Origin of the sequence: Marinobacter aromaticivorans, assembly GCF_002806975.1 — a bacterium.
In the GTDB taxonomy this organism is placed as follows: Bacteria; Pseudomonadota; Gammaproteobacteria; order Pseudomonadales; family Oleiphilaceae; genus Marinobacter; species Marinobacter aromaticivorans.
Genome location: NZ_NIHD01000002.1, coordinates 189,335 through 214,310 on the forward strand (window position 1 = coordinate 189,335; position 24,976 = coordinate 214,310).

The window sequence follows — 24,976 nt, forward strand, 5'->3', positions numbered from 1 at the left end:
TGTCAGGGATAGCTGACATCGGGTTGGGGAGGGGCCTGGCAGGCTGGCGAATCAAAACGCCTTAAACAAATTTACCGCTCAAGGTACCCAGACCCTGATAGCGCACGGTGAAAGCATCACCCTTATCGACCTGAACAGCCGCCGTGATGGCACCGATCATGATGAAGCTACCAGCAGGCAAGGTTTCACCACGATCCGCCATCATATTAGCCAGCATGGCTACTGACGCTGCCGGGTGGCCCAGCACAGCAGCACCCGCTCCGGTCTGAACCACTTCGCCGTTGATTTCCATCACCACGCCGATGTTCTTCAGGTCCACATCAGCAATGTCTGCCATGCGACCGCCCGTTACAAAACGGCTGGAGGAAGAGTTGTCTGCAATCACACTCTTAAGATCGAATTTGAAATCTTTGTAACGGGAATCGATCACCTCAACCGCGGGCATGACGAAATCGGTGGCACGCAACACATCACCAATATGCACACCTGGCCCTTTCAGTTCTTCCTTGAGCACAAAGGCCAGTTCCGCCTCGATTTTCGGGTGAATCAGCTCGTCATGTTTGATTTCACCGCCCTCGGGCACGCTGAAGTAGTCCGCCAGAAAACCATAGCAGGGCTGCTCAACACCCATCTGCGCCATTTTGGCCCAGGAGGTCAGCCCCATTTTCATGCCAACGATTTTATGGCCACGCTCTTCCTTGCGACGACGGATTTCCCACTGGATGTCGAAGGCATCCTTATAGGTCATCTGGGGGTAATCGTTGGTGATCTTGGTGATCTCATAGGCTTCCAGCTCGGCTTTCTCACAGTGGATCGCCAACTCTTCAATCTGAGCCTGTGTCAGTTTGTTCTCGTATACGTCAGTCATCAGATCAATCCCTTTTCTTTGGCCATGGTCAGTGCCAGGTCTTCAATCATGTCTTCCTGGCCGCCAACCGTGCCGCGACGGCCCAGCTCCACCAGAATGTCACGGGCCGAAATGCCATACTTTTTCTCCGCCCGCTCTGCGAAAAGCAGGAATGAGGAGTAAACTCCCGCGTAACCCAGGGTCAGGGCGTTGCGATCCACACGAATCGGCTGATCCATCATCGGTACCACCAGGTCTTCAGCGACATCCATGATCTTGTAAAGATCAACTCCGGTTTCCACACCCATGCGATCCAGTACGGCACAGAATACTTCCAGTGGTGTATTACCAGCACCCGCACCTAAACCGGCAACGGAACCGTCGATACGAGATGCGCCCGCTTCAATCGCAGCCAGCGAGTTGGCGATGCCCATACCCAGATTGTGGTGGCCGTGGAACCCGATTTCGATGTCGGAGGGTAGCTCGGCACGCAGCAATCCGATACGTGCGGTGACATCGTCGGGCAGCATGTAACCTGCAGAATCGGTGGCATAGATGCAATTGGCACCGTAGCCGACCATCAATTTGGCCTGCTCAAGTATCTTCTCCGGGCCGACCATATGCGCCATCATCAGGAAGCCAACCGTGTCCATCTTCATTTTGGCAGCCATGCCAATGTGCTGTTCCGACACGTCAGCTTCGGTGCAGTGAGTGGCCACGCGAATGCTGGAGACGCCGCAATCCCGCGCCATCTTCAGGTGATCAACGGTACCGATCCCCGGCAGAAGCAAGGCAGAAATCTTGGCATTTTTCATCTTCGGCACAACAGCGCTGAGGTATTCCTTGTCGCTGTGGGCCGGGAATCCGTAGTTCAGAGAGCGACCGCCCAAGCCGTCACCATGGGTGACTTCGATCATCGGCATGCCTGCTTCATCCAGCGCTGTCGCGATGTTAACCGCCTCTTCCAGACTGATCTGGTGTTGTTTGGCGTGCATGCCATCGCGCAGGCTCATATCGTGCAACGTGACTTTTTTACCTTGTAAATTCATTGTTCTCTCCCCCGCTTAGCCGCGTGCCGGCAATGTGATGGTGCCGTCAGCCGCTTCTTCAGCAAACATCTCGGCAGTACGCAGAGCGGCGGCCGTCATAATGTCCAGATTACCGGCGTACTTGGGCAAGAAATCACCCAACCCTTCCACCTGCATATAGCAAGTGACCTTATTGCCATCGAAGATCGGGCCGTTGACCAGGGTGTAACCGGGCACGTACTTCTGTACCTCCTTCACCATGGCATGCACGGACTCAGTGATGGCAGCCTGATCCGGCTCGCTTTCGGTGAGGCAATGGACGGTGTCACGCATCATCAGGGGCGGCTCGGCCGGGTTAATAATGATGATCGCCTTGCCCTCTTTGGCGCCGCCAACCTGTTCCACGCCACCCGCCGTGGTGCGGGTAAACTCGTCGATGTTCTGGCGCGTACCCGGGCCAACGGAGCGCGAGGATACGGTGGCGATGATTTCCCCATAGGCCACCGGCTGAACGCGGCTTACAGCAGCAACCATCGGGATAGTGGCCTGGCCACCGCAGGTAACCATGTTGACGTTCATCTCCAGGTTCCTTGCGTGGTCGGTCAGATTGACCGGCGGCACACAAAACGGGCCGATGGCAGCCGGGGTGAGATCAACCATGATCACCCCCAGTTCATTCAGTTTGCGGCTGTTCTCGGCATGCACATAGGCAGAGGTCGCATCAAACGCAATCCGGATATCATCCTCGATTACGTGCGGCAGGACACCGTCCACGCCGGTGGCGCAGGTCTTGATACCCATTTCGGCAGCACGTTTGAGGCCTTCGGATTCAGGGTCAATACCCACCATCCATACCGGTTCAATCCACTCCGAACGCTGCATTTTCATCAGCAGGTCGGTACCAATGTTGCCGGGGCCAATAATGACCGCTTTAAGTTTTTTGTTCATATCTGGAATTCCTGTAATGGTTTCCTGTGACCACATCCTGTAGTCAAAGGAAGCGATCAAATGAAACGGACAGACGCACTGCCGATGCCACCGATGCTGACGCTCATGAAATCGCCAGCCTGAACCGGCTCCAGCGGTACCAGCGAACCAGACAGAATAACTTCACCTGCCTTTAGCGGAATACCGAACTGCCCCAACGTATTGGCGAGCCAGGTGACGCAATTGACCGGGCTGCCCAAGGCAGCCGCGCCAGCACCGGTGCTGATGATGGCACCGTTCTTCTCCACCACCATGCCACAGGTTGCCAGATCCACTTTGCGCGGGTTTATTGCACGGTCGCCCAGTATGAAAAGGCCGCAGGAAGCGTTGTCTGCGACCGTGTCCTGAATCTTGATTTCCCAGTTTTCAATGCGGGAATCAACCACTTCAAAGCAGGGGATAACGCAATCGGTGGCCGCCAGTATGTCCGCATTGGTGATGCCCGGGCCCAGCACGTCTTTTTTCAGGATGAAGGCAATTTCGCCCTCGGCCTTGGGCTGCATCAAGTGCTCGGAGATCGGCATTTCTTCACCCTGGTTAAACGCCATGGCATTAGTCAGATAACCAAAATCAGGCTGGTCAACCTTCAGCATGTTCTGCACAGCCTTGGAGGTAAGGCCGATCTTCTTGCCAATAACGCGCTCACCCGCTTCGATACGGCGCTCCAGCATGCGCAGGGAGATATGGTAGGCGTCATCAATAGTAATATCGCTGAAACGCTCGGTCAGCGGGCGCACCGGGGTGCGGTCGAGCATGGCCTGGTAAAGCTCATCACCGCAGTCCTGAATCTGTTGTTTATCCATGTCCATTCCTCAGAGTTTGATGCAGATGTTTTTGGTTTCAGAGTAGAACTCCAGGCCATGCACTCCGCCCTCGCGCCCGAGCCCGGAATGCTTGGCGCCCCCGAATGAGGTACGAAGATCACGCAAGAACCAGGAGTTCACCCACGCCAGGCCAACTTCCATCTGCTCGGCCACGCGAATAGCGCGGGCAGAGTTTTCAGTCCAGATTGCGCATGCCAGGCCGTAATTGGTGTCGTTGGCCAGGGCGATCACTTCGTCTTCAGAATCAAACGGACGGATATGGCAGCAAGGGCCAAAGATCTCTTCGCGAACAACACGGGCATCATCAGCCAGGCCTGTCCAGATGGTCGGCTCAATCCAGGCTCCCTCGTTCAGTTCAGCACCCATATCAGGGATACCGCCACCAATCTCGACAGTCGCCCCCTCTTCGAGAGCCAGATCGTAGTAACTCTTCACCTTGTCGCGATGTTCGAGGCTAACCAGAGGCCCGAAGTTGGCCTCGGGATCTTCCGGTCGGCCCAGTTTTAATTTGGCCACTTCTTCCTTCATGCGGGCGAGGAACTGGTCAAAAATCGAGCGTTCCACATAAACCCGCTCTGTTCCCAGGCAAACCTGGCCGCAGTTAACAAACGCCGAGCGCATGGTGCCTTCCACGGCTTTCTCAAGATCACAGTCGGCAAACACAATGCCCGGATTCTTGCCTCCACATTCCATGGAGACATTGCGCAACCCTACCGACGCGGCTTTCATAATGACTTCGCCCGTGCGGGTTTCACCGGTAAAGGTGATTGCATCAACCAGTGGATGAGTGGTCAGGAAAGCTCCTGCAGAGTCAGGACCAAAACCGTGAACCACGTTAAATACGCCTGGTGGTACGCCACACTCGTTCATGACTTCACCCAGCAGGGTGGCCGTAGCGGGCGTTTCCTCAGACGGTTTGACAACCACCGTGTTACCGCAGGCCAGCGCCGGGCCAACCTTGAAGGTCATCAGCAGTAGCGGGAGGTTCCATGGGGAAATCACGGCAATAACACCCTTGGGCGTGCGGTGGCCTACGTTCAAGGCGCCGGCACCATCCGGAGTATCCATCCGGAAACCTTCAGTCGGATGGCTCATGGAGTCCGCAAACTCCTTGAAGTTCGCGGCGCCACGGGGAATATCAATATGGCTGGCCATGGAGCGCGGCTTGCCGGTGTCAAGGCACTCTGCGTCCAGGAATTCATCAAAACGTTCGCTGATACGGTCTGCGATCCTGTGCAACATCGTTGATCGCTGCTTCTGCGTCATTTTTCCCCAGGGGCCTTTCAAGGCAGCCTTGGCAGCGCGGACAGCGGTATCAACTTCTGCTTCACCCGCCTCATGGACTTTTCCAATCAGGCTGTTGTCGACCGGGCAGCGGTTTTCAAATAACTTGCCGCTGGCCGAAGAAACGTACTCGCCATTGATAAAATGTTTGAACTCTTTCATGGCTCACCTTATTTATTAACTGAACCTGCACACTGTCGCAGTGTTTTGGTTGTTGAGTGGCACGGATGTTTCCAAAAACGGTCAGATCACATGCCAGCGTCTTGAAGTCAGTATAACTTTGCAAAAACGGGATAAAACCACCAAGAATGGCGGCTGGAGTTCCCATAATCGGGAATAACCGAAAAGCTAATTAACCCGGTCAGGTCCCCGCATCTCCTTCGCTTACCTTACCCATAACAAAATCAATGAATGCTCGCGTTTTAAGCGGCAGGCTGTCTCTATGGGGGTACATCATATGCATGGTGCGCTTTTCCATTGACCATTCAGGCAGCAGTTGCACCAGTTCGCCACTGCCTAATTCGCGCTCCACCACGTAGCGCGGTACACAGCAGGCGCCAAGGCCCCGCTTGACCGCATCAATAGCAAAGCTGATTTCATCCGTCCGGAGGTGAGCATGGGGGGTGAAGGTTTCAGCGTAACCATCACTGCGCTGAAACCGCCAGAAAGCCGAGCGTTTGAGTACGATCAGCGGCAAGGCATTCAGCTCACTGGGCTGCTTTGGCTGTGGGTAATGATCCAGCATCTCCGGGGCAGCCACTAGCAGCATCTCGGTGTCCATTAGCGGTCGCGATATCCAGTCATTGAGGGTCACTGACCCCAGGCGGAAAGCAATATCAATGCTGTTCTTTACCAAATCCACATTCTGGTTGCTGAGGAACATCTCCACGCTCACCCGCGGGTTAAGCTCCATAAACTCAAACACCCACGCCTTCACTTTGTGATGCCCTAAAGCAATCGGGGCGGTGATCTTGATATCTCCCGAAAGAGACGAAAGCTCGCTATTGACATCCTCCGAGCGCATCTCAAGTTCAGTCATCAGTGGAGAAAGGCTGCCATAAAAGCGCTGCCCCGATTCCGTCAGGCCAAATTTTTTCGAGCTTCTATGCACTAACTTGTAGCCAAGCTGTTGCTCAAAGGCCTGCAAACGACGCGAAAGGGTTGAGGTGGGGATATCCAGATAACGGGCCGCCGAAACCAGACTCCCCTTTTCAACCACCTTGATGAAGTAGAACAAATCCTGGTAATTCATATTGTTATTCTCATAAATGAGATTACACATTCCCGTGGATCAGGTAGATAAAAATCACCGCCAAACTATATTTGTTACCCATAGACTATAGGCCTTCTGATCTGCGACGGCTTGCTTCAAACCTACTCCACTTTAAATGACTTAACCGTCAGGGCCTTCAAGATGCCAGAATCAGACTCTACACTCAGCGAAGAAAACGCCGTCACCGTCGTGATATCCCGCCGGGTGATCAAGGGCCAGGAAGACAGGTTTGAGGAACTGAGCAGCGAAATGACTCAACGGGCATCTCGCTACCCGGGCCACCTCGGCGCCAACTTATTCCGCCCGAGCAGTCCCAATGACCCTGAATACCGCATAATTTTCAAATTTGCGGATGAGGCCTCCCTGGCCTCCTGGCAAAGCTCCGAAGAACGTGCCGAGATACTGGAGCAGATTGAACCGCTCCTGGTTGCGCCCAGCGAAGTCGAAACCATGTCAGGCATCATTACCTGGTTTACCATGCCCGGACACAATCCCGTCAAACCGCCCCCCAAGTACAAGATGACGCTTGTCAGTTGGCTGGCACTTTATCCGGCTGTCACGCTTGTTTTTTTCCTGTTCGGCGACCTGCTCGCCCAGCTGCCCTTGTTAGCGCGCACCTTTATTGTGACTGCCGTGGTCATGGTGGCCATGAGCTACGTGCTGATGCCCCGGTTTACCCGCTGGTTTGCCTTCTGGCTGTTTCCCAGGCATGAGCGCGGCGAACGCTGATACCCCAAACCCTACTTTCAGGATCTCCCATGGCTTTAAAACTCAATGTCGTCGATCAATCTCCGGTGCAGAGTCTGCCCGATGATAAATCGCCGGTGGCCATTACCATTGATCTGGCCCGCAATTGTGACCTGCTGGGCTACCATCGTTACTGGTTGGCCGAACATCATAACAGTGTCAATTTCGCCGGCCCTTGCCCGGAGATTCTGGTCAGCCATATCGCCAGTGTGACCAAACGTATCCGTGTTGGCAGCGGCGGAGTGATGCTGAGCCATTACAGCCCGTACAAAGTCGCTGAGCAGTTCAGTATGCTCGAAACCCTCTACCCGGGGCGTATAGACCTCGGGATTGGCCGAGCGCCGGGTGGCGATGAACTGGCCTCGCACGCCCTGGCCTATCCAATCCGGCCAGGTTCAGGAAACTACGCTGAACAAGCCTGGCTGTTGCAAGGGTTACTGCACAACACCCTGCCAGACGACCACCCTTACAAGGCTCTGCGGGTAATGCCGGGCCAGCCAGCCGCCCCGCAAACCTGGATGCTCGCCTCTGGCAGCGGCAGCAGCGGCCTGGCCGGGCAGCTCGGCATGAAAATGACGCTGGCGTTGTTTATCAGCCCGGACCCCGCTCCACCCTGTGTCATTTCCGAGTACCAGCAGGCGTGGCGTGATGCCGGTCATACCGGCCAGCCGGAAGCCAACATCGCGGTCGCCGCCCTGTGTGCTGACAGCCGCGAAGAGGCAGAGTACCTGGCAGCTCCCTCGGCATACTGGAAAGTCAAAGCTTTCCGCCAGGGCATCCGTGAAGTGGTGAAAAGCCCCGATGAAGCTCTGAGTTTGAAAGCGCGGTTAAGCCCGTCCGAGCAGGACTTCTTCGATGCGGTGCTGAATTCCATGGTGTTGGGTGCGGCGGAAGAGTGCGCTGAAAAAATCACCCGTATTGCGGATCAATATCAGTCGAATGAAGTCAGTGTGGTAACAGTCACTCATGACTACCAGCATCGCCTGGGCAGTTATGAACGGCTGGCTAGCGCCCTGCTCTGAGTTCCACTCTAATCCCTGCATTCTGCCAACGCAGAATCAAGCTCTCGTCTATGCCCCGAGAGCTTGATCCTTTGGGCTTAAAACACCTTGGTAAGGTGCAGACGCAACAAATCTCCTTCAGGACCGGCTTCATTGTTGTATTCTTGATAGTAAGCACCGTTCAGGCCCAGCCCGAGGTGCGGCCAGAAATAACCCACTTCAGCGCCCAGTGCATGCTTCTCGGCTTTATCGGCAGCCGTTCCTTTGCTGCGCTCCAGTTGCCAGGCTTCGTAACCCACCAAACCAACATTAAGCCCGCTGTCCAGGCGGTGACTCAGCGCCCATTCAACCAACCAGCTATCGCCCGGGGTAATGTCCGTGTCATCCTGCTCGGTCTTGATCTCGTAACGGGACAGTGCTGAAAACGACCAGCGTTTGTCCGCATCAAAATGCCAGGACCCTCCCAGAGTCAGCATGGTGGTGCCATAGCCCTTGCCAATGGACGCGGGCTCCGTTGGCTCATAGCTTGCCGTATCAAACCAGTGACCCGCCGCAAACACCGCATCCCATTGCTGCCCGTGCCAGCCCAGCACAACGGGCCCGATGAAGATGTCACCAAGGCCACTATCACTATCCTTAACACCCAGCCCTCTGAAGTTCAGAGAGGTGTCCTGCAACGGGACAATGGCTTCCATGCCGTAGTTGGCACCCAAAAAGGTTTTATCGGTAATCCAGATAAACCGGTTCGCCAGCGCTGTCACTTCACCGGTATTCTTTCCGGGGGCTTTGTTGCCCTGGCCATCTCTCAGGTTGTCGATGTCGTAGTGCACCAGATAACCACGGTAATAAACGCCAGGCGGTGGCACAGCGGGCCCTCCTATGCCTTCCACGCCCGGCACATAATGTCCGTTGGCGGCCAGCGCAGGAGAGGAAAGTGGAGCGGCAGCGATCAGGCCCGCCAGAGTCAGAGCTTTTTTGTATTTCATCAATGTTTCCTTTTTTGTCATTATTGGTGTTTTCTTTTCGAACTAGCGCCCGAGTTTTTTGGCGGACTGCCCCGCAATACCAAAGTGCTGTTTGGGCATCTCGGTGATCATCACCCGTATGCGCTCCACGGGGGCATCCAGGGAACGGGCCATGGCCTCGGTGACTTCCCGGATCAGGGTTTCTTTCTGCTCATCACTGCGGCCTTCAATGATATAAAGCTGTGCAATTGGCATAACCTCTCCTTATTCAGCGAAATTCGGCACCCAGGCCCAGCCCTTTTCAGGGACCGGTGACAGTGTCACCGGCCCTCCTTATAAAAGTGCCGCTTCGTATACCTGGTTAATCAGGTCAATACCGACAGGAACCGCTCGTTCAGCGCACGGTCGTGGTAAAAAATGGCCTTGCCCAGCTCCTCGGCATCCCAGGTCACCGGCTCGTGATCCGGGTAGTGGTAATCGCCACCGGCGAACACTTCGTTCCGGTTGCCGGACGGATCAAAGAAGTAGATGGTCTGACCATGGGTGAGACCGTGGCGGGTCGGGCCGATATCGATGGAGGTGTCGGTCATGGACAGCAGGTCCGCCGCCTTGAGTACATCCTGCCAGGTCTCCAGGAAGAAGGAGGCATGATGGAATTTGGCCGGCTCTTCATGATGAATAAAGGCCACGTCATGAGCTTTCATGCTGGCAGTCAGGAATTGCGCAACCCGCTTGCCGTCCGGCGCAATTACCTGCTCGGCCAAATCAAAACCGAGCACCTCACGGAACAGGTCCAGAGTTTCATCCAGGTTCGGTCCGTAGAGCAGGCAATGGTCAAAGCGCGTTGCTTTCATGCCTTCAAGGCCCATCGGCCATGCCTCCGGGTTATGGTTGCCAACACCCCATTTGCCGGTCTGCTTTTTGGTAGCAAAGATCTCGAACGCGTGCCCGGTAGGTGCCACAAACCGCACACGACGGCCGCAATCCTTGAGCTCACCCTCGGGAATATCCTCAACCTCGCAACCAAACTCGACGAGCTCGCCGCGCAACTGGTCAACCACTTCCTCGCTCAGACATTTGAAGCCCATGAAGTCCATGCCAGGCTCATCCGCTTCCCGCAGCACAACCGAGAACTTGTCCACTTCCGTCCAGCCTTTCAGGTACACACGGCCCTGGTCATCACGGTCCATCTCGATCAGACCCAGAAGGTCTTTATAGTGTTTGACGGCTTCATCCATATCGAGAACTCGGATCTGGACGTGGCCGGGACGCATTACACCCTTTTTCATGATAGTTACCTCATTGCTCTTGTTGTTGTGTGCTCGTTGTAGTTTGTTCGCTCGCAAGCGTGACCGCGGTTTGCGGTCGACATTCAATAACCAGATTGGTCAACGGGTAGATGCGACAGGCCAGCACCTCACCCTGCTCAAGGGCTTCCGGGGGCACGTGTACCCGGCTCATCTTTCCACATTCGTAATCGCCATTAAGCACGGTGACCTTGCAGAAGCCACAACCGCCGCCCCTGCATCCTACCGGTACACACTTCAGCCCCTGTTGCTCCATGGCCTTGAGAACGCTCTGACCGGCCTTGCAGCGAAACGACTGGCCGCTGCACTGCTCGGTGATCTGAAAGGACTCGCCCATGGCTCGGTCCCCTCAGATCTTTTTGAACAATGCGGAGCGCTGCGCATCTTCCGCTCCGTCAGCCGCTGTCAGGAATTTCTCCATGAAAATATCCCGTTCAAACAGGCGCCCCTGCATGAGAGCGGTAATGGCTGCATCAATCATTGGAGGGGGGCCACAGAGATAGGCTTTCCGCCCGGAAAAACGGCCATCGAAATGCGCTTTGGCGGCATCGTGAACGTACCCCTTGAAGCCCTGCCAGCCTGCATCTTCTTCTGCCTGGCTTAGCGCCGGTACATAGATGAAGTTGTCATGGTCACGGGCCAGGCCTTCGAACAGCTCGCGGTTGTAGAGTTCTTCCACATTGCGAGCGCCCTGAAAGAGCACGATCTGGCGGTCATCTCCCTGCTCAAGCAGGTCCAGAATCATGCACTGGGGGCTCGAAAGCCCGGAGCCGCCCGCAATAAAGATGAGATCACCCGGTTGCGAACTGCGCACAAAAAACTGCCCGTAAGGTCCTGACAGATTCAGTGTGTCGCCTTCTTTCAACTGCTGGTGAATGTAGGTTGTTGCTGCGCCCCCTTCCACCAGGCGCACATGCAGCTCCACTTCGTCTGCACGGCTCGGGGGGTTAGCCAGCGAGAAGGCCCTGGGGCCTTCAACTCCAGGCAACTCAATATTGATGTACTGGCCTGCCTGAAACGTCATTCCACGGTCGAGTTTGAGGTGTATACCCTTGATGGTTGGAGACAGATCGACAATTTGGGTGACGGTTGCCTGATAATCCTCAACCGGATAGCCCTCGAAGTCCTCGTCTACATCTATGTCCGCCTCGATGGTGACGTCACTTTCGAGGGTGGCGCAGCAGGCCAGCACCTTGCCTTCATCACGCTCGCTGTCCATCAGTGCAAACGGAGATGCCTCGCCTATATCCACATCGCCTTCGAGCACCTGCACCTTGCAAGTCGCACAGGTTCCGTGGCCACAGGCAAACGGCAACCACACGCCATTACGAAGCGCGGCCTGCAGGATGGTCTGTCCATCTTCCACTTCTATCTGTTCGCCAATCGGCTCGATGGTAACGGTATAGCTCATCACTCAGCCCTCAGGATGCAGAACCCTGGATACCTTCCAGGCCCGGCGTGGTTACGGTCAGCATGCTCTTATGGTCAATGCCGTTATCGATCAGTGTGGCTGCCGGGTCCGGGGTAAAGGCTTCATCGTTAAGAAGCCACTGGGCATTCAGGAAATCCGCTTTTTCAGAATCCGGATGCCCCGCAACCGCAGGCTTGAGCAGCTCGTCCACAAAAGCACCGAAGGTCATATCCGGCGCAACCAGTAAGGCGAAGGGTGCGCAGAACATCAGATGCTTGGGCCAGTAGACATAAAGCAGCTGCATGCCGTTGAAATTCTCGACGCGGTCTTTGGGTTCAGCGTGATACTCGGAAATCGCGTTAACACTCATGGTGCACTCCTTTTTTGTTTTGAAGGCCCGCCCCGGCTGGCAGCGCACAAGGCGGGCAAATCAGATCAGGCAGCGGACTTTTTCTCGCTGTTTGATTTCAAGGGCTTCAGGCCTTTGATATCCAGCCAGCGCTGGTGATCGGGCGAGCCGTGGTATTCCATGTTGTCGACGCCAGGATTGATGTGGTAGTACTTCTCAACCACTGTTGCGACATCCGCACCACCGCAGTTGCCCTGGTAAATCTGGTGCACGGGCAGCCACGCCTGGATGTACTTCTCGGGCTCGTTCTTGAAGATGTCGCAGCAACCGTCGGAGCAGAAGTGGTAACGCTCACCTTCGTGCTTGATCTGGCGATGACTGAACACGGTCGGGTCGTCTTTTTCCGTAAAGATGACCGGTATCTGGCACACCTGGCAGAGCTGGGGAAGCGTGTTGTTATAGAAACGACGCCCCTCTTTATGCTCTTTATCCCAGTGCTCGAAGCGGGCGCGATAGTACTTGTCGAAAGTCTCCGGATACTTTTCGGACAGCCAGGCCATCTCTTCTTCTTCCGGCATCCAGGTATGGAAGTTGGTTGCCTGGCTGTACTGGTAGAATGTGCTCCAGGCCTGGTGGCTGACGTGATTTTTGGCAGCGTTGGCAACATCCTGATACTTGGGCGGGCGAATACCATAGCGCTCGAGATCCTTGAACAGGGCTCCGCCGTTCTGCTCGTAGTAAACTTCCCACGCCTCAGCCCAGGACATCACCTTGTTCGGCAGCATGTAGTCCATCATCATCCCTACCAGACTCAGCAGGCGGAAACCGCGCCAGAACCACTTGTCGATCCAGCGCTGAATGATGGGCACGTTGTCCTCGTGCTGCTCAAGGATGAACTTGATGACTTCAAGGCCAAGCGTCATGTGGCGGGCTTCATCCGACTGCGCAGAGAACCCGAAAGTGACGGTTGCCATATCGCCGTTATAGGCGGCGCCAGACATAAAGGGCACAAACAACAAGTTAGTCAGCACGTATTCAAACGAGAACGAGATGGCTGTCAGGAACTCGAACGGACCCGCAGAACGCGCGTCGTCAAAGAACGATTTGGGAACCGAGAGGAACCAGATCCTGTCATGCTGGTGCGCCGCGTCGTGCAAGCCATTGAAGTGCTTGTTGTAATGACTCATCGCGTGTTGCTGGGTCTGAGAGTGGCGCAACTCGTCAATGGCCTGCATCTGGCAGGCTACCCGTGCACCGGCTCCGCTGAACTGACGTCCAACCCGCGCATACCCCTGAAATGCCGCATATTCAAGCGGTGACACGCCGGAAAGGAACAACTTCAGCGAGTTAACGTAACGGGCGTCGGAAATGTTCTGGTGGCCGTTGTTCTGGGCAAAGGCATCAAAGATCGCATAAAGCTTCTTTTCTTTCTCGGCCTGGTATTTCCAGTAGGCATCCATAGTCAGGCGGAACGGGTCTTCCCACTGGGACCAGTCGGTAATCTTGATGCCTTCAAAGCGCTCATCCGGGTAAATATCTTCTTTTTTCTGGTACGTGGGCTCCCAGGCCATATCACGTGTGAGGTACTGGTATTTGTCTTTAAGATTCAGCTTCTTGTTCTTGATAGCCATGTTGGATCTCCCAATCAGTTCCACTGAAGAATGAAGTGGTCATCGTCTTCGTCGACATTGCCGCCAATACTGATCACATCAATCAGCATTTCCTGGACATCCCATTCGCGCCCGAGTGTTTCTTCCATGGTTTCCCGGTTGATAACGAGGCGCTTTTCGGCCTCAATCCTGATCATGGCCGGTTGATACTGAACTTCGGCCTCGGGGTTGTCCTGCATAACCGCGTCCACCAGGTAGCGGGCGTTGTCGTTATCCTGAAATGCAATGAATACTTTCTGGCTCATGCCTGGACTCCTGTGCTCTCAAGGCCTGCTTTTTTCAGCCGGGCGGAAAGCTCAGCACGGGTTTCATCCAGGGCGTCCAGGCCAGTAGTAGCCTGGGCAATGGGCTTCAGAGCTTCATAGGCTCGTGGTTCCCACTGCGTGACCCAGCTCTGGAGCTGTTCACGGTTGCCGTCGCTTTCACCTGCAACGGTCTTGATCATGGCGTTGGTCCAACGCTGGGATTCCTTGAACCAGTCACGCTGGAACTCGGTGAGCAGAGACACATCCTCGGCCCCCTGTTCGCCCAGCCAGGCATCCATTCTTTCGTAAACCAGCGGATACATGAGACCGTCCAGAAGAAGGTTCTGTACAAGCGAGAGCTCGAACCAGTCATCAATCACCAGCATGTCTTCAACCAGCTTGCGCATGGGTTGCCAGAGCTCGTCATCCATCCAGAAGGTTTTGGATTCATCAAGCGCCTTGCCCGTGCTGCCGTCCAGCAACAAAGCAATACGGGAGAGGTACTGGCCGATTCCCAGGCGGTCGGTAGCGGCGAACATGTGCATCTGGGCAACGGTGGTCGCAATCGCATCACCGGCAATCTTGCTGTTGTTCATGTTGGCTCCCAGCTCAACATGGCGCAGAGGCACTAACAGGCGCAGGATCTGATGCTGGGTTTCCTCGGGCAGGCGGGTCAGCAGGTTACGCTTGTCACAGAACGCGAAATTGCTCTCTGCAGCCTCCTGCATTTTCGCCCGGTTGCCGACATAGGCGCCGTAAAAAAACTGGCGTGGATCGGTCACTGCGTACCAGTCTTCCATGCGAATGGCGGTGCGGCTGGGGTCGTTCAGGGTGCGCTTCGGGTCCCACAGCGGTCGATAGTGAAAGTTGGTTTTAGCTTCGATATCAAAGCTGGCTTCCTGATAGCGGGTTGCCGGCTTGTCGCCAAATCGACGTGCAATCGCCGAATAGGTGTTGCGAATGGGTTCCACCGAAGTGGTTTTTATCTCAATAGTCATATCTGCCCTACCATCGTTGTTTTTGTGAGGTGGATGTTGGCGCTGGTGATTATCAGCTTCTAGCGGTGGCCTTTTTCTCCGAAACGCCACTTGATCATGTCTTCGTCAATCTGGCGGATCATGTCGGAATCCATGTGCACTACATTGTTGTGCTCACAGAAGACCTTGAAGGCGTCCCGGGGCAGCACCAGCTCGACAAAGAGTTCGGGATAGCCGATCGCAAAATCGAACTCCACGAACTTGTCCTCCGGTGCGCTGCGAACGCGGATATAGCGGGTGTATTCGTTAAAGGTCTTTATTCGCTGTTCCATGGTTGACCCCGTTGTGGTTGTTATTGGCTGGAAAGACAGGAGCAACGGCTGTGCCACAATTTTCTGAGCACCGCCACAATTATCTTCAAGACATTGCGTTTATTCGTTTTTTTGAACAAACAAGGCTGATCAAGAACTCCTGGGCCGGCTTTTAGTCTTGAGATTAATCAGGAAAATTTGATCATTTGATGAAACGCAAAAATTGATGTGAGCAATTGCTGAAACACCTGGAGCTGGCTACGACTTTTCGGGTGTTTTTTATCATTTGGTTGATTTTTGGCATGAATCAGGGGTTATATAAAGACAACACTTTCTGAGCGTCCGCGCTCACCCCGTACAAAAACAATAGGGGATTCGGGCATGGCTATTAGCTATAAGCCACAACTAAAACATCGGGATTTTCAGGATCTTACCGATCAGATTCGATTCCTCAGTTCAGAAGGGAAGATCTGGCTCGGTGAACAGCGCATGCTGTTGATGGCGGTGAGTGCGATGGGGGCGTTTCGTCGCGAAATGGTCAACAGCATGGGCGTTGAAAGAGCAAAAGGATTTTTCCTGCGCCTAGGGTACCAGTCTGGCCTGAAGGATGCCGAGTTGGCACGCAAACTTCGCCCACATTGCGATGAGATCGATATTTTCCTGGCAGGCCCTCAGCTTCATGCCTTGAAAGGCATGGTAAACGTCATTCCGATTCAGGTGGACATTGACAAAGAGGCTGGTGAGTTTTACGCAGAAATAGAATGGGTTGACTCCTTTGAGGTGGAAATTTGCCAAACGGAACTTGGCCAGATGGAAGCCCCCGCCTGCTGGTCCCTGCTCGGCTATGCATGTGCATATACATCTTCCTTCATGGGGCGTGAGGTTATCTTCCGCGAAACCAACTGTCGGGGCTGCGGAGATGACAAGTGCATTATTGTGGGGAAGCCCGCGGAACAGTGGGAAGATGCAGAAGAGTTTGCCCGTTATTTCAAGGCGGACCCGATCATGGAGGAGCTTTACGACCTGCAATCCCAGGTCAGTTCACTGCGCAGCAGCCTCAAAAAACAACAGGGCCAGTACTACGGCATTGGTCAGTCCGCTTCCTACAACAAAGTGTGCAAAATGATTGATAAAGCGGCATTGGGCAAGGTATCGGTGTTGCTACTTGGGGAAACCGGAGTTGGTAAGGAAGTGATTGCCCGCAGTGTGCACCTGCGCAGTGAGAGAGCTGAAGGCCCCTTCGTTGCTGTCAACTGCGCGGCCATTCCGCCCGATCTTATTGAGTCTGAGCTCTTTGGCGTGGAGAAAGGGGCATTTACCGGGGCCAATCAATCCCGCCCGGGACGCTTTGAGCGAGCAAACGACGGCACCATCTTCCTCGATGAAGTGGTCGAACTGACACCCCGGGCGCAAGCCTCTTTGCTGCGCGTGCTCCAGGAAGGCGAGCTCGAGCGCGTTGGCGATAACCGCACCCGTTCCGTCAATGTCCGAATCATCGCAGCAACCAACGAGAGTCTCGCAGACGCCGTCGAAGCAGGAAAGTTCCGAGCCGACCTCTACTACCGCCTCAACGTATTCCCGGTGCATATCCCGCCTCTGCGCGAGCGTCTTGAAGATTTACCGCTCCTGGCCGAGCATTTTCTCCGGAAGTTCGAGGCAGAGTATAACAAGCATACACTCGGCCTCTCGGACAAGGCCCTGGAAATGTGCCTTCGTTATCGCTGGCCTGGGAATATCCGGGAGTTGGAGAATGTGATTGAGCGCGGCGTGATACTTACGGACAACAACGAAACCATAAGCCAGGATGCGCTTTTTGCGGTGGTTCCGGACAGCGAATTCCATCAGGGCTCGCCCCCGTCTCCGGAAATCATTGGTGATACCGGCCAGGTGATCGCGGGAGATTCTCTCGGTGGCGCTGCTCACTGGGCAGAAAGCATCATCAGCAACAATGTCAGCCTGGACAAAGTCGAAGAAACTCTCATGCAACGGGCGATGGAGATGTCCAAACAGAATGTCTCAGAGGCCGCACGCATACTCGGATTAACCCGGCCTGCCCTGGCTTACCGGCTCAAAAAATCGGGCATCCTGCAAAAAACTGAGCGGGGCCTCTGAAAAATATCCAGCCGGATTAAAAGTGAATCACAGTGCGAATGCTCTTGCCCTCATGCAACAGATCAAACGCCTTGTTGATGTCTTCCAGCGGCATTTCATGGGTAATGAAAACATCCAGCGGGATTTCCCCTTTTTCGGCTTTCTCCACATAGCCCGGCAATTCCGTGCGGCCTTTTACGCCACCGAACGCCGAGCCTTTCCAGACCCGGCCGGTCACCAGCTGGAAAGGTCGTGTGCTGATTTCTTCGCCGGCACCGGCCACACCAATGATGATGGATTCACCCCAGCCCTTGTGACAGCACTCCAGGGCTGAACGCATGAGCTGTACGTTACCAACACATTCGAACGAGTAGTCCACGCCGCCATCGGTCATCTCGATAATCACTTCCTGGATCGGCTTGTCGTGATCTTTGGGGTTGACCACATCGGTGGCACCAAGCTGTTGCGCAATTTCGAATTTCCCGGGGTTGATATCCACTGCGATGATACGGCCGGCCTTTGCCATTTTGGCGCCGATAATCGCAGCCAGGCCAATGCCACCCAGGCCAAAGATCGCGACTGTTGCACCCTCTTCAACCCGGGCCGTATTCAACACGGCGCCAATGCCAGTGGTTACGCCGCAACCCAGCAGGCACACTTTGTCCAGAGGTGCTTCCTTGGGAATTTTTGCCAAAGACACTTCCGGCAGTACGGTATACTCCGAGAAGGTGGAACAGCCCATGTAGTGATACAAAGGCTTGCCGTTGTATGAGAACCGGGAGGTGCCGTCCGGCATCACGCCTTTACCCTGGGTTGCGCGAACAGAACTGCACAGGTTGGTTTTGCCCGAGGTGCAGAACTTGCACTTGCCGCACTCCGCGGTATACAGCGGAATCACATGATCGCCCACCTCAAGCCCTGTTACGCCCTCACCCAGCGCTTCTACAATGCCCCCGCCCTCATGGCCCAGAATGGTCGGGAACAGGCCTTCCGGATCGGCACCGGAGAGGGTGAAGGCGTCTGTATGGCACACCCCCGTTGCAACAATACGGACCAGCACTTCACCTTTCTGTGGTGGAGCCACATCCACCTCAACAATTTCCAGTGGCTTGTTGGCTTCAAAAGCCACTGCAGCACGGGATTTAATCATCTTGACTCTCCTTTAATCCGGTTGGGGCATGGCCGCCACAGGCCTGATGACCATACTTTAACATCGAAACGGGGCAGCGGCCCTGTGTCTCCTGGCAAGCTTCATGGCAGACTTCCGGTTCCGTATACTGACGGAGTAGTCCGGCGATCGGGGTCGCCAGCTGCAGCTATTGGATGATCATTAATCAACAGAGGATACAGGTTCATGGCTCTGTTCAGCCAGAAGAACGCACGCAAACAGTTGAATGCCCAGGCAGAAAAGATAAACCGGGACGATCTTGAAACCCTGTTGGAGAAACAACGTGCCATTGAGGAAAAAGTAAAAAACAGCGGAAAACTCAAACGCTTCAGCGCCGATATCAAGCTGATGTTCTCCATGATCCGGGATTACTGGAACGGCAGCTACAGGGATATCCCCTGGAAGAGCATTGCCGCGGTCGCCGGCACGCTGGTCTACGTAATGAATCCGCTGGATTTCATTCCCGACCTGATTATTGGCTTTGGTTTTCTCGACGATGCCGGCGTGGTTGCACTGTGCCTGAAACTCGTCGAATCCGATCTGCACAAATACGCAGCCTGGAAAGAATGCAAGGAAGAATCCGGCCACAGTGCACAAGCCGATTGATTGAATAATGAACTACAGGTAACCTCACACCCCCCCAATTCAAATCCGTTAAATTCCTCCGGAGCGCTCGTGGATTTTGCCACCCTGATAGGCCTTGTCGGCGCCATCTTCCTCATCGTAACAGCCGTTATTCTTGGTGCAGCGCCTGATGTATTCATCAACCCCGCGTCGCTGTTGATCGTTGTGGGCGGAACCCTGCTGGTGGTTCTGGCCAAGTTCAGTATTCCACAGTTTCTCGGCGCCTTTAAAGCGGCGGCCCGGGCCTTCAAATTCAAACTCCCGGAAACCCAGGCCAGCATTGAAGAACTGGTGGATGTCGCCAACGTGGCGCGCAAGGAAGGGGTTCTGGGGCTGGAGGGCCGGGAAGTTGGCTCTCCCTTTCTCGGCAACGGCATACAGATGCTGGTAGACGGCCAGACCGGCGAAACCATCAAGCAGCTGCTGGACAAGGAACGCCTGATGACGCTGGACCACAATCGCTCCGGTGCCAAGGTGTTCACCGCCATGGCGGATGTGGCACCGGCCATGGGTATGATTGGCACCCTGATTGGCCTGGTCCAGATGCTCTCCAACATGGAGGACCCGAAATCCATCGGCCCGGCCATGGCGGTTGCACTGCTGACCACGCTTTACGGTGCCATGATTGCCACCATGATCGCCACGCCTATTGCCGACAAGCTGTCCCTGCGGATGACAGAAGAAGCCCGCCTGCAAATGCTGTACACCGATGCGCTGGTGGCCATTCAGCAGGGCACAAACCCGCGTATTATTGAGCAGATGCTCTCCAGCTACCTGCCGCGAAACCAGCGTGACAAAACCCCCGAGGCGGAGGCCGCCAGCGGATAAGCGCCATGGATGAGCTGCCAGAAGAGGAAAAACCGGGCATCCCGGCCTGGGTTGTCACCTTTGCCGATTTGATGTCCCTGCTGATGTGCTTTTTTGTGCTTCTGCTGTCGTTTTCTGAAATCGACGCCATGAAATTCAAGCAGATTGCCGGTGAGCTATCCAAGGCATTCGGCGTTCAGCGCGATGTACCTGCACTGGAAATCCCCCAGGGCTCCAGCCCGATCTTCGACAAGTTCTCACCCGCACCTCCCGAGCCCACACTGGTTAACGAGGTTAAACAGACCACAACCGATCAGCAGCCAGAGCTGCAAACCCTGAAAAGCCCGACAGAGCAGGCCCTGGATGCGGCGAAGGAACAGGCACTGGACGCCAGCACTGCCAGCATAAGAGAGGTTCTTGAAGACGCGATTGAAGACGGCCGCATTACCGTAGAACAAGATCAGGACCAGCACCGCATTGTCATACGGGTCGAGGAAAAAGGCTCTTTCCCTTCCGGCTCGGCAGAGCTGACCTGGGAGTTTGAGGGCCTGCTGCTCGACATGGCAAAAGTACTGGCCGAAATACCGGGCGAACTGACGGTAGAGGGGCACACCGACGATATACCTATCCGCACCTCCCGCTTCTACAGCAACTGGGATCTGTCTGCAGCCCGTTCTGCGGCGGTTGCCAACGTGCTGCTGGCCACAGGCGGTGTTGAACCCACCCGGCTGGCAGTCAAAGGCCTGGCCGATACGGAGCCCAGGGTAGAAAACACCTCCCCGGAAAACCGCGCAAAAAATCGCCGCGTTGAGATCATTATTGACATGTCTGACCCGCTGGAAGAGCAGCATTTGCGCCTCCGGGAGCTGATTGAACGGGATGCCGGCGAGCGCGAAGCCATCATCGATATCCGGCCCGCCAGCCCGGGCGCCAGTTCAGGATCAGGCCCGGCCTGGCCTGGCTCTCACTCAGAGTAACCGGTCAGTTCCATATAGCCTACGCCGTCATGGCTTCCGGATACGCTCACCGGGCTTTCCCAGTAGGGGTAAAGGCCACGGTTAAGGTAATTGCCGGCTGGTGCACCGAGTTCCAGACTGACCTGATACGCCGGAACTTTGAGATGCCAGCGCACAGGTACCCCCTTGCGCCGCTCCAGTTCCTGCAGGCTCAGCTCTCCGGAGTTCAACGGTACGGGATGGCCACCTTCGGGTATCCAGGTACCGGACCGGAAACTGCCGCTGTCGTCCCTCAGGCGAAATGCCATCAGCTTGTCGCCGGTGTCCAGATGCAAGGCAAACCAGTCCCAGCCCTTCTGCCCGGTTTTCAGCAGCTGGCTGCTCCATTCCCGGTCAAACCAGCCCTTGCCTTTTACCTCCAGCACGTCATCGCCCAGAGTCACCTCACCCGTGATGGCAATATCCACCAGGCTGAAGTACATGGAGCCTTCGCCGCTGGCGGATTTGGCGCTGAAGCCGTTATCGCCATGGGCTACGGGAGCGCCCTCAATACTCAGACTCAGATCGTAGCTCCAACCCTCGCCACTGGCCTGCAACTGCCAGCGACTGTTATCAGCATTGGCACGCAAGCGCCAGTTATCCAGCCACACCTGAAAAGGAGCAGCCGTTGCCCCCGCATGGCCCACATCTCCCCGGGCGAGTTTTTCCGCAAAATAATGCCGGCCCTTCCAGCTCACCGCGCCGTGGGCCATCCAGGCTGCTTGCAGAGGCCATTCAGTCGCCACTGGCGCCGGCTCGGTTGCTTTCCTGGGCTCAAGTGCCTGCCGGAACTGCGTCCATTGCAGCCCCAGGGGTTCACCCGCTGCCGTTTGGAGATTTGCCGTAAGGTACCACCACTCAACACGGTGCTGGGGGTGTGGCCCGAAATCCTCTGGAAAGCTCAGCCGGTCGCCCGGGCCGGGCTGCAGGTAATGCGTATCAGCACCTGTGGCGTCAACACGGCTGTTCCCAAGCCCGGCCAGCCCGGCGAAGCCCGTATCGCCGGTCTCTCCGGAACAACCCGCCGACAGGAACAACATCAGAACAAAAGCCGGGTAACGGATCATCGCTCACCTCCAGACAGCGCACTGGCTGATGCAGGCAGCGCGGCAGGCCTGCTGAGTTGCCGGCGCATCAACAGCGCTATGCTGAGGCCAATCGCCAGGCTGAGTACTGCCAGTTCCAGCCAGAATCCCGGGTAAACCGCCATCGGCAACGACCAGCCAAAAGCCAGCGGGTTGATCCGGTGCACCAGCGCCCAGGTCAGCCAGAGCCCCAGAGGTAACGCCAGCGCCGCTATGCCGCCGGTCAGCAGTAATGCCAGGCGCAACAGCTGGGCTGCCACTTCCCGTTGCGACATGCCCCAGGCCACCAGTAACCGGAAGTACCAGGTACGGGTAGAGAAAAGCACCCAGCCCATCATCAAAAGTGCTGAGGCCGCCAGAACCAGGGTAAGAAGCGTCATGGCGCGGGTCAGCGCAAAAGTCTGGTCGAATACACCGGTGGCCAGCTCGCGGATAGTGGCGTTATCCCTTGTGGTTAGCGCGCCCACATCCCAGATTTGCCGGAGTGCTTCGGTAATCCGGTCAATCCCCGGCCGGCCCGGCGTTACAGACACACTCTCGAAGCGAGTATTGAAACTGGCCGGCAACAACCCTGCATTCAACAGGACCTCTCCCACCGGGCGTCCATAATCCGGATAGACGCCCACTATTACCGAATCCAGAGGTTCACCGCCGATACTGAGCTGCAAGCGATCACCAGCACCAAGATTGTGCCGGCGCGCCAGCTGTTCGTTGATCATCACGCCATCGCCGGCTGCCAGGGTTTCCCAGTGCCGCTCTGCGGCTTCTAGCAACGACCACTCACGGATCAGAGAACTTATCGGTGCCAGCGCAAACACATCCACTTGCCGCCCGCCTTCGCCACTGGCGTCGGCAAGCAGGGCACTGCCGCGAATCACCCTGTGCCACTGCAAATCCGGGCTGCGCTCCTGTGCACTGGTGAGCCAGTCTGCAGCTTTGCGCCCGTCCGCACCCGCCGGCACCTCAATGTAATAGGCGGCCTCAAGCCGCTGCGCCAGCCAGCGATCAAACGTGCTTTCAAAGGTTGTGACCAGAGCCTGAACGGCAAGCACCATAGCCAGCGCAAACTGCAGCGCAACCAATGGCAGGGTAAGCCTGCGAACCAGCACCGCGAGTTCCCGGTAGCGCCAAAGCACGAGCGGTTTTTTTGCCAGGCGGGCGCGCCAGTGTGAGAGCCGGGCAACAGCAAGCGGCGTCAGCCAACCGGCACCGGCAAATACCAGGGCAACAGCAATAAACACCCAGAGCAGTGATGGCGCGAGCCAGGCCATGGCCAGCCCGGTTACAAGCAGCGCCGCTGCCACTACCGCCTGAACCGCAAGGGGCAAAGCAAGGCGCTGACGGAACCTGAGAAAAAGCAGATCGCCCAGGCAGGAAACCATGACCACCGCCAGCATGACCAGCACCGGCGTTAACCAGCCCTGACCCTGACCGGCGTAGAGGGGAATATCGAAAAGCCCCTCCAGCGCCTGCCCGAATCCGCCGCCCAAGCCGGTCGCCAGCCATCGGCCCAGCCAGACCCCGGGCACAACACCCAGCAGCGCCAGGGCAAGAATTTCAAGGGCCAGCCAACGCTGGACTCTTCCGGGCGGCACACCAAAGCGGTGCAGCAGCGCAAAGCTCTCACGGCGTTGCGCCAGCCCAAGCAGATAAACGCTGCGCAGTAGCAGAGCTGCAATTAATAACACCAGAACACCCAGTGCCTCCAGGTTGAGCAGAAAGCTGTCACCAAGTTCGCCGGTGTCGGGGCTCGCAGAAAAACCCGCAAGGCTGTAACCGGGCGGTAAAACCGATGGATTTGTGGATGCAGGCACCAGCAGATGCAGCCGGCTTTCACGGGCACTTATACCCGCTGCAGTGTGAATATCAACGAAGGGCTTGCCATCAAGGGGCTGATCCAGCGCTCCGGCTCCGTCAACGCTGTTGCCAAAACAGTGAGCCGCCAGCGGATCAATGCCGACCAGGCGTTGCCCGGCCAGGTGGTGCCCCGGCGAAGGTGTCACTTCCAGCCAGGGCATGACGCATACACCGGCAAGGCGCAAGGTTACGAAATCGTCAACCGCAAGCGCACCACCATCGTCCCGCAGCACCTGCCGGCGTTCTGCCACCGCCTGCTCGCTCTGCGCCAGACTTGCACGGGCCTGGCTGGTAAGCTGATTGACCCCTGTCCACAGCATGGTGGCAAGAACAATCATCACACCCAGAGCCACAAGTTGCAGTGGATGGCGGCGATAGTGGCTGAGCAGGGCCCGGGGCAGAAAAAAGAAGCGGAAAAAAGACAGGAAACCGGTCATACGCCACTCAGGTGGCCGAGATCCAGGTGCTGCTGACAGCCTGCAGCCAGCTCGGCATCGTGGGTAGCAAGGATCAGGCTGCAGCCATGGCGGGCCTGAAGCTCGAACATTAGCCCGGTGACCTCATCGGAGGTATGGCGATCAAGGCTCCCGGTCGGCTCGTCCGCCAGAATCAGGGCCGGCTCCATGGCAAACACCATAGCCAGAGCTGCACGCTGGCGCTGGCCGCCGGATACCTGATCCGGGTAGCGCCGGGCCAACTCGCCGATGTTCAGGCGGGTCAGCCAGTCTTCACTGTGTGCCGGGTCACGACCGGCAAGGTAAGCACGGAACTGTACATTTTCCAGTAACGTCAGGGCGGGCATCAGGTTGGCTTCCTGAAATACCACACCTATGTGCTGTTTGCGCAGCCTGGCCCAGGCCGCGGCTCTGTGTTTTGCGGCAGCGGCGCCAGCTTCGAAAACCTGGTCGCGCAGCGCAATGCTGCCGGCATCCGCCACTTCCAGGCCACACAGCAGGTTCAGCAGCGTGCTTTTGCCAGAGCCGGAACGTCCGGTCAATGCCAGCGACCGGCCCTGCCCGAGCGTGAACGACAGTTTTTCGATAACCGGTACTGTTTCGTTAGCACTGACAAACTGCTTGCTCAGACCCCGCACAACCAGCAAAGGTTCGGACATACCCCCATT

General features: G+C 56.2%; 26 protein-coding genes. 6 read left to right on the forward strand and 20 right to left on the reverse strand.

Annotation, left to right across the window (positions count from 1 at the left end; translation table 11 throughout):
• Positions 1-61: 61 nt before the first annotated feature.
• The 6 genes from dmpH to CDH48_RS03740 form a co-directional block, all read right to left on the reverse strand.
• Complete coding sequence (dmpH, locus tag CDH48_RS03715) at positions 62-868, reverse strand: 2-oxo-3-hexenedioate decarboxylase (RefSeq protein ID WP_100687384.1); 807 nt, start codon at positions 866-868, stop codon at positions 62-64.
• Positions 868-1,896, reverse strand: a complete 1,029-nt coding sequence (gene dmpG / locus CDH48_RS03720; protein ID WP_100687385.1) for a 4-hydroxy-2-oxovalerate aldolase — start codon at positions 1,894-1,896, stop codon at positions 868-870. Before dmpG ends, dmpH begins: the two co-directional genes overlap by 1 nt.
• 15 nt (positions 1,897-1,911) lie before the next feature.
• Entirely contained in the window at positions 1,912-2,823 is a 912-nt protein-coding gene (locus CDH48_RS03725) for an acetaldehyde dehydrogenase (acetylating) (RefSeq protein WP_100687386.1), read from the reverse strand.
• A gap of 56 nt (positions 2,824-2,879) precedes the next feature.
• Positions 2,880-3,665 (reverse strand): 2-oxopent-4-enoate hydratase, encoded by a 786-nt coding sequence (gene dmpE / locus CDH48_RS03730; RefSeq protein WP_100687387.1) that lies wholly within the window; start codon positions 3,663-3,665, stop codon positions 2,880-2,882.
• Between the two features lie 9 nt (positions 3,666-3,674).
• On the reverse strand, positions 3,675-5,132 hold the full coding sequence (locus CDH48_RS03735) for a 2-hydroxymuconic semialdehyde dehydrogenase (protein WP_100687388.1): 1,458 nt from the start codon (positions 5,130-5,132) through the stop codon (positions 3,675-3,677).
• Between the two features lie 199 nt (positions 5,133-5,331).
• Positions 5,332-6,222, reverse strand: a complete 891-nt coding sequence (locus tag CDH48_RS03740) for a LysR family transcriptional regulator (RefSeq protein ID WP_188437669.1) — start codon at positions 6,220-6,222, stop codon at positions 5,332-5,334.
• A gap of 162 nt (positions 6,223-6,384) precedes the next feature.
• On the opposite strand from CDH48_RS03740, the gene CDH48_RS03745 reads away from it, so the two are divergent.
• Positions 6,385-6,972, forward strand: a complete 588-nt coding sequence (locus tag CDH48_RS03745; protein WP_100687390.1) for an antibiotic biosynthesis monooxygenase — start codon at positions 6,385-6,387, stop codon at positions 6,970-6,972.
• 29 nt (positions 6,973-7,001) lie between these two features.
• A complete protein-coding gene (locus CDH48_RS03750; protein WP_100687391.1) occupies positions 7,002-8,012 on the forward strand; it encodes an MsnO8 family LLM class oxidoreductase in 1,011 nt (336 codons plus the stop codon).
• Between the two features lie 77 nt (positions 8,013-8,089).
• On the opposite strand, the gene CDH48_RS03755 is transcribed toward CDH48_RS03750, so the two are convergent.
• The 10 genes from CDH48_RS03755 to CDH48_RS03800 all read right to left on the reverse strand — a co-directional run bounded on the left by CDH48_RS03755 (position 8,090) and on the right by CDH48_RS03800 (position 15,247).
• Complete coding sequence (locus tag CDH48_RS03755) at positions 8,090-8,977, reverse strand: SphA family protein (RefSeq protein ID WP_100687392.1); 888 nt, start codon at positions 8,975-8,977, stop codon at positions 8,090-8,092.
• A 42-nt stretch (positions 8,978-9,019) separates the two neighbouring features.
• Entirely contained in the window at positions 9,020-9,211 is a 192-nt protein-coding gene (locus CDH48_RS03760; protein ID WP_100687393.1) for a 2-hydroxymuconate tautomerase, read from the reverse strand.
• Positions 9,212-9,321: 110 nt separating this feature from the next.
• Positions 9,322-10,245, reverse strand: coding sequence for a catechol 2,3-dioxygenase (locus tag CDH48_RS03765; protein ID WP_100687394.1), 924 nt, complete (start codon positions 10,243-10,245; stop codon positions 9,322-9,324).
• 10 nt (positions 10,246-10,255) lie between these two features.
• The gene (locus CDH48_RS03770; RefSeq protein WP_100687395.1) at positions 10,256-10,600 is read right to left on the reverse strand and encodes a 2Fe-2S iron-sulfur cluster-binding protein; all 345 of its coding nucleotides are present in this window, start codon (positions 10,598-10,600) and stop codon (positions 10,256-10,258) included.
• Positions 10,601-10,612: 12 nt separating this feature from the next.
• Positions 10,613-11,674 carry an NADH:ubiquinone reductase (Na(+)-transporting) subunit F gene (locus tag CDH48_RS03775; RefSeq protein ID WP_100687396.1) on the reverse strand — a complete coding sequence of 354 codons (1,062 nt, stop codon included), beginning with the start codon at positions 11,672-11,674 and terminating at the stop codon, positions 10,613-10,615.
• A 10-nt stretch (positions 11,675-11,684) separates the two neighbouring features.
• The gene (locus CDH48_RS03780; protein ID WP_100687397.1) at positions 11,685-12,044 is read right to left on the reverse strand and encodes a phenol hydroxylase subunit P4; all 360 of its coding nucleotides are present in this window, start codon (positions 12,042-12,044) and stop codon (positions 11,685-11,687) included.
• 65 nt (positions 12,045-12,109) lie between these two features.
• On the reverse strand, positions 12,110-13,654 hold the full coding sequence (locus CDH48_RS03785; RefSeq protein ID WP_100687398.1) for an aromatic/alkene/methane monooxygenase hydroxylase/oxygenase subunit alpha: 1,545 nt from the start codon (positions 13,652-13,654) through the stop codon (positions 12,110-12,112).
• Positions 13,655-13,668: 14 nt separating this feature from the next.
• The gene (locus tag CDH48_RS03790) at positions 13,669-13,938 is read right to left on the reverse strand and encodes an MmoB/DmpM family protein (RefSeq protein WP_100687399.1); all 270 of its coding nucleotides are present in this window, start codon (positions 13,936-13,938) and stop codon (positions 13,669-13,671) included.
• Positions 13,935-14,936: an aromatic/alkene monooxygenase hydroxylase subunit beta gene (locus CDH48_RS03795; RefSeq protein ID WP_100687400.1), complete on the reverse strand. Its 1,002-nt coding sequence runs from the start codon at positions 14,934-14,936 to the stop codon at positions 13,935-13,937. Before CDH48_RS03795 ends, CDH48_RS03790 begins: the two co-directional genes overlap by 4 nt.
• A gap of 59 nt (positions 14,937-14,995) precedes the next feature.
• Positions 14,996-15,247 (reverse strand): phenol hydroxylase subunit, encoded by a 252-nt coding sequence (locus CDH48_RS03800; RefSeq protein ID WP_100687401.1) that lies wholly within the window; start codon positions 15,245-15,247, stop codon positions 14,996-14,998.
• A gap of 360 nt (positions 15,248-15,607) precedes the next feature.
• Between CDH48_RS03800 and CDH48_RS03805 the strand changes: the two genes are divergently transcribed.
• On the forward strand, positions 15,608-17,338 hold the full coding sequence (locus CDH48_RS03805; RefSeq protein ID WP_100687402.1) for a sigma-54-dependent Fis family transcriptional regulator: 1,731 nt from the start codon (positions 15,608-15,610) through the stop codon (positions 17,336-17,338).
• A gap of 16 nt (positions 17,339-17,354) precedes the next feature.
• Here CDH48_RS03805 and CDH48_RS03810 read toward each other — a convergent pair whose 3' ends face one another.
• Positions 17,355-18,467 carry an S-(hydroxymethyl)glutathione dehydrogenase/class III alcohol dehydrogenase gene (locus tag CDH48_RS03810; RefSeq protein WP_100687403.1) on the reverse strand — a complete coding sequence of 371 codons (1,113 nt, stop codon included), beginning with the start codon at positions 18,465-18,467 and terminating at the stop codon, positions 17,355-17,357.
• 204 nt (positions 18,468-18,671) lie between these two features.
• Here CDH48_RS03810 and CDH48_RS03815 point away from each other — a divergent pair, with 204 nt between their 5' ends.
• The 3 genes from CDH48_RS03815 (at position 18,672) to CDH48_RS03825 (ending at position 20,893) form a co-directional block, all read left to right on the forward strand.
• On the forward strand, positions 18,672-19,091 hold the full coding sequence (locus CDH48_RS03815) for a YkvA family protein (RefSeq protein ID WP_100687404.1): 420 nt from the start codon (positions 18,672-18,674) through the stop codon (positions 19,089-19,091).
• A gap of 69 nt (positions 19,092-19,160) precedes the next feature.
• Entirely contained in the window at positions 19,161-19,937 is a 777-nt protein-coding gene (locus CDH48_RS03820; RefSeq protein WP_100687405.1) for a MotA/TolQ/ExbB proton channel family protein, read from the forward strand.
• Between the two features lie 5 nt (positions 19,938-19,942).
• Positions 19,943-20,893 carry a flagellar motor protein MotB gene (locus tag CDH48_RS03825; protein WP_100687406.1) on the forward strand — a complete coding sequence of 317 codons (951 nt, stop codon included), beginning with the start codon at positions 19,943-19,945 and terminating at the stop codon, positions 20,891-20,893.
• Here the strand turns inward: CDH48_RS03825 and CDH48_RS03830 are convergent.
• Genes CDH48_RS03830 through CDH48_RS03840 form a run of 3 tightly spaced genes read right to left on the reverse strand, consistent with a single transcriptional unit; the run spans position 20,881 to position 24,967 of the window.
• A complete protein-coding gene (locus CDH48_RS03830; RefSeq protein ID WP_100687407.1) occupies positions 20,881-21,978 on the reverse strand; it encodes a lipocalin-like domain-containing protein in 1,098 nt (365 codons plus the stop codon). The two genes, CDH48_RS03825 and CDH48_RS03830, sit on opposite strands and share 13 nt — an antisense overlap.
• Positions 21,975-24,290 carry an ABC transporter permease gene (locus CDH48_RS03835; RefSeq protein WP_100687408.1) on the reverse strand — a complete coding sequence of 772 codons (2,316 nt, stop codon included), beginning with the start codon at positions 24,288-24,290 and terminating at the stop codon, positions 21,975-21,977. The genes CDH48_RS03830 and CDH48_RS03835 overlap by 4 nt, the downstream gene beginning before the upstream one ends.
• Positions 24,287-24,967 (reverse strand): ABC transporter ATP-binding protein, encoded by a 681-nt coding sequence (locus tag CDH48_RS03840; protein WP_100687409.1) that lies wholly within the window; start codon positions 24,965-24,967, stop codon positions 24,287-24,289. Before CDH48_RS03840 ends, CDH48_RS03835 begins: the two co-directional genes overlap by 4 nt.
• Positions 24,968-24,976 lie beyond the last annotated feature (9 nt).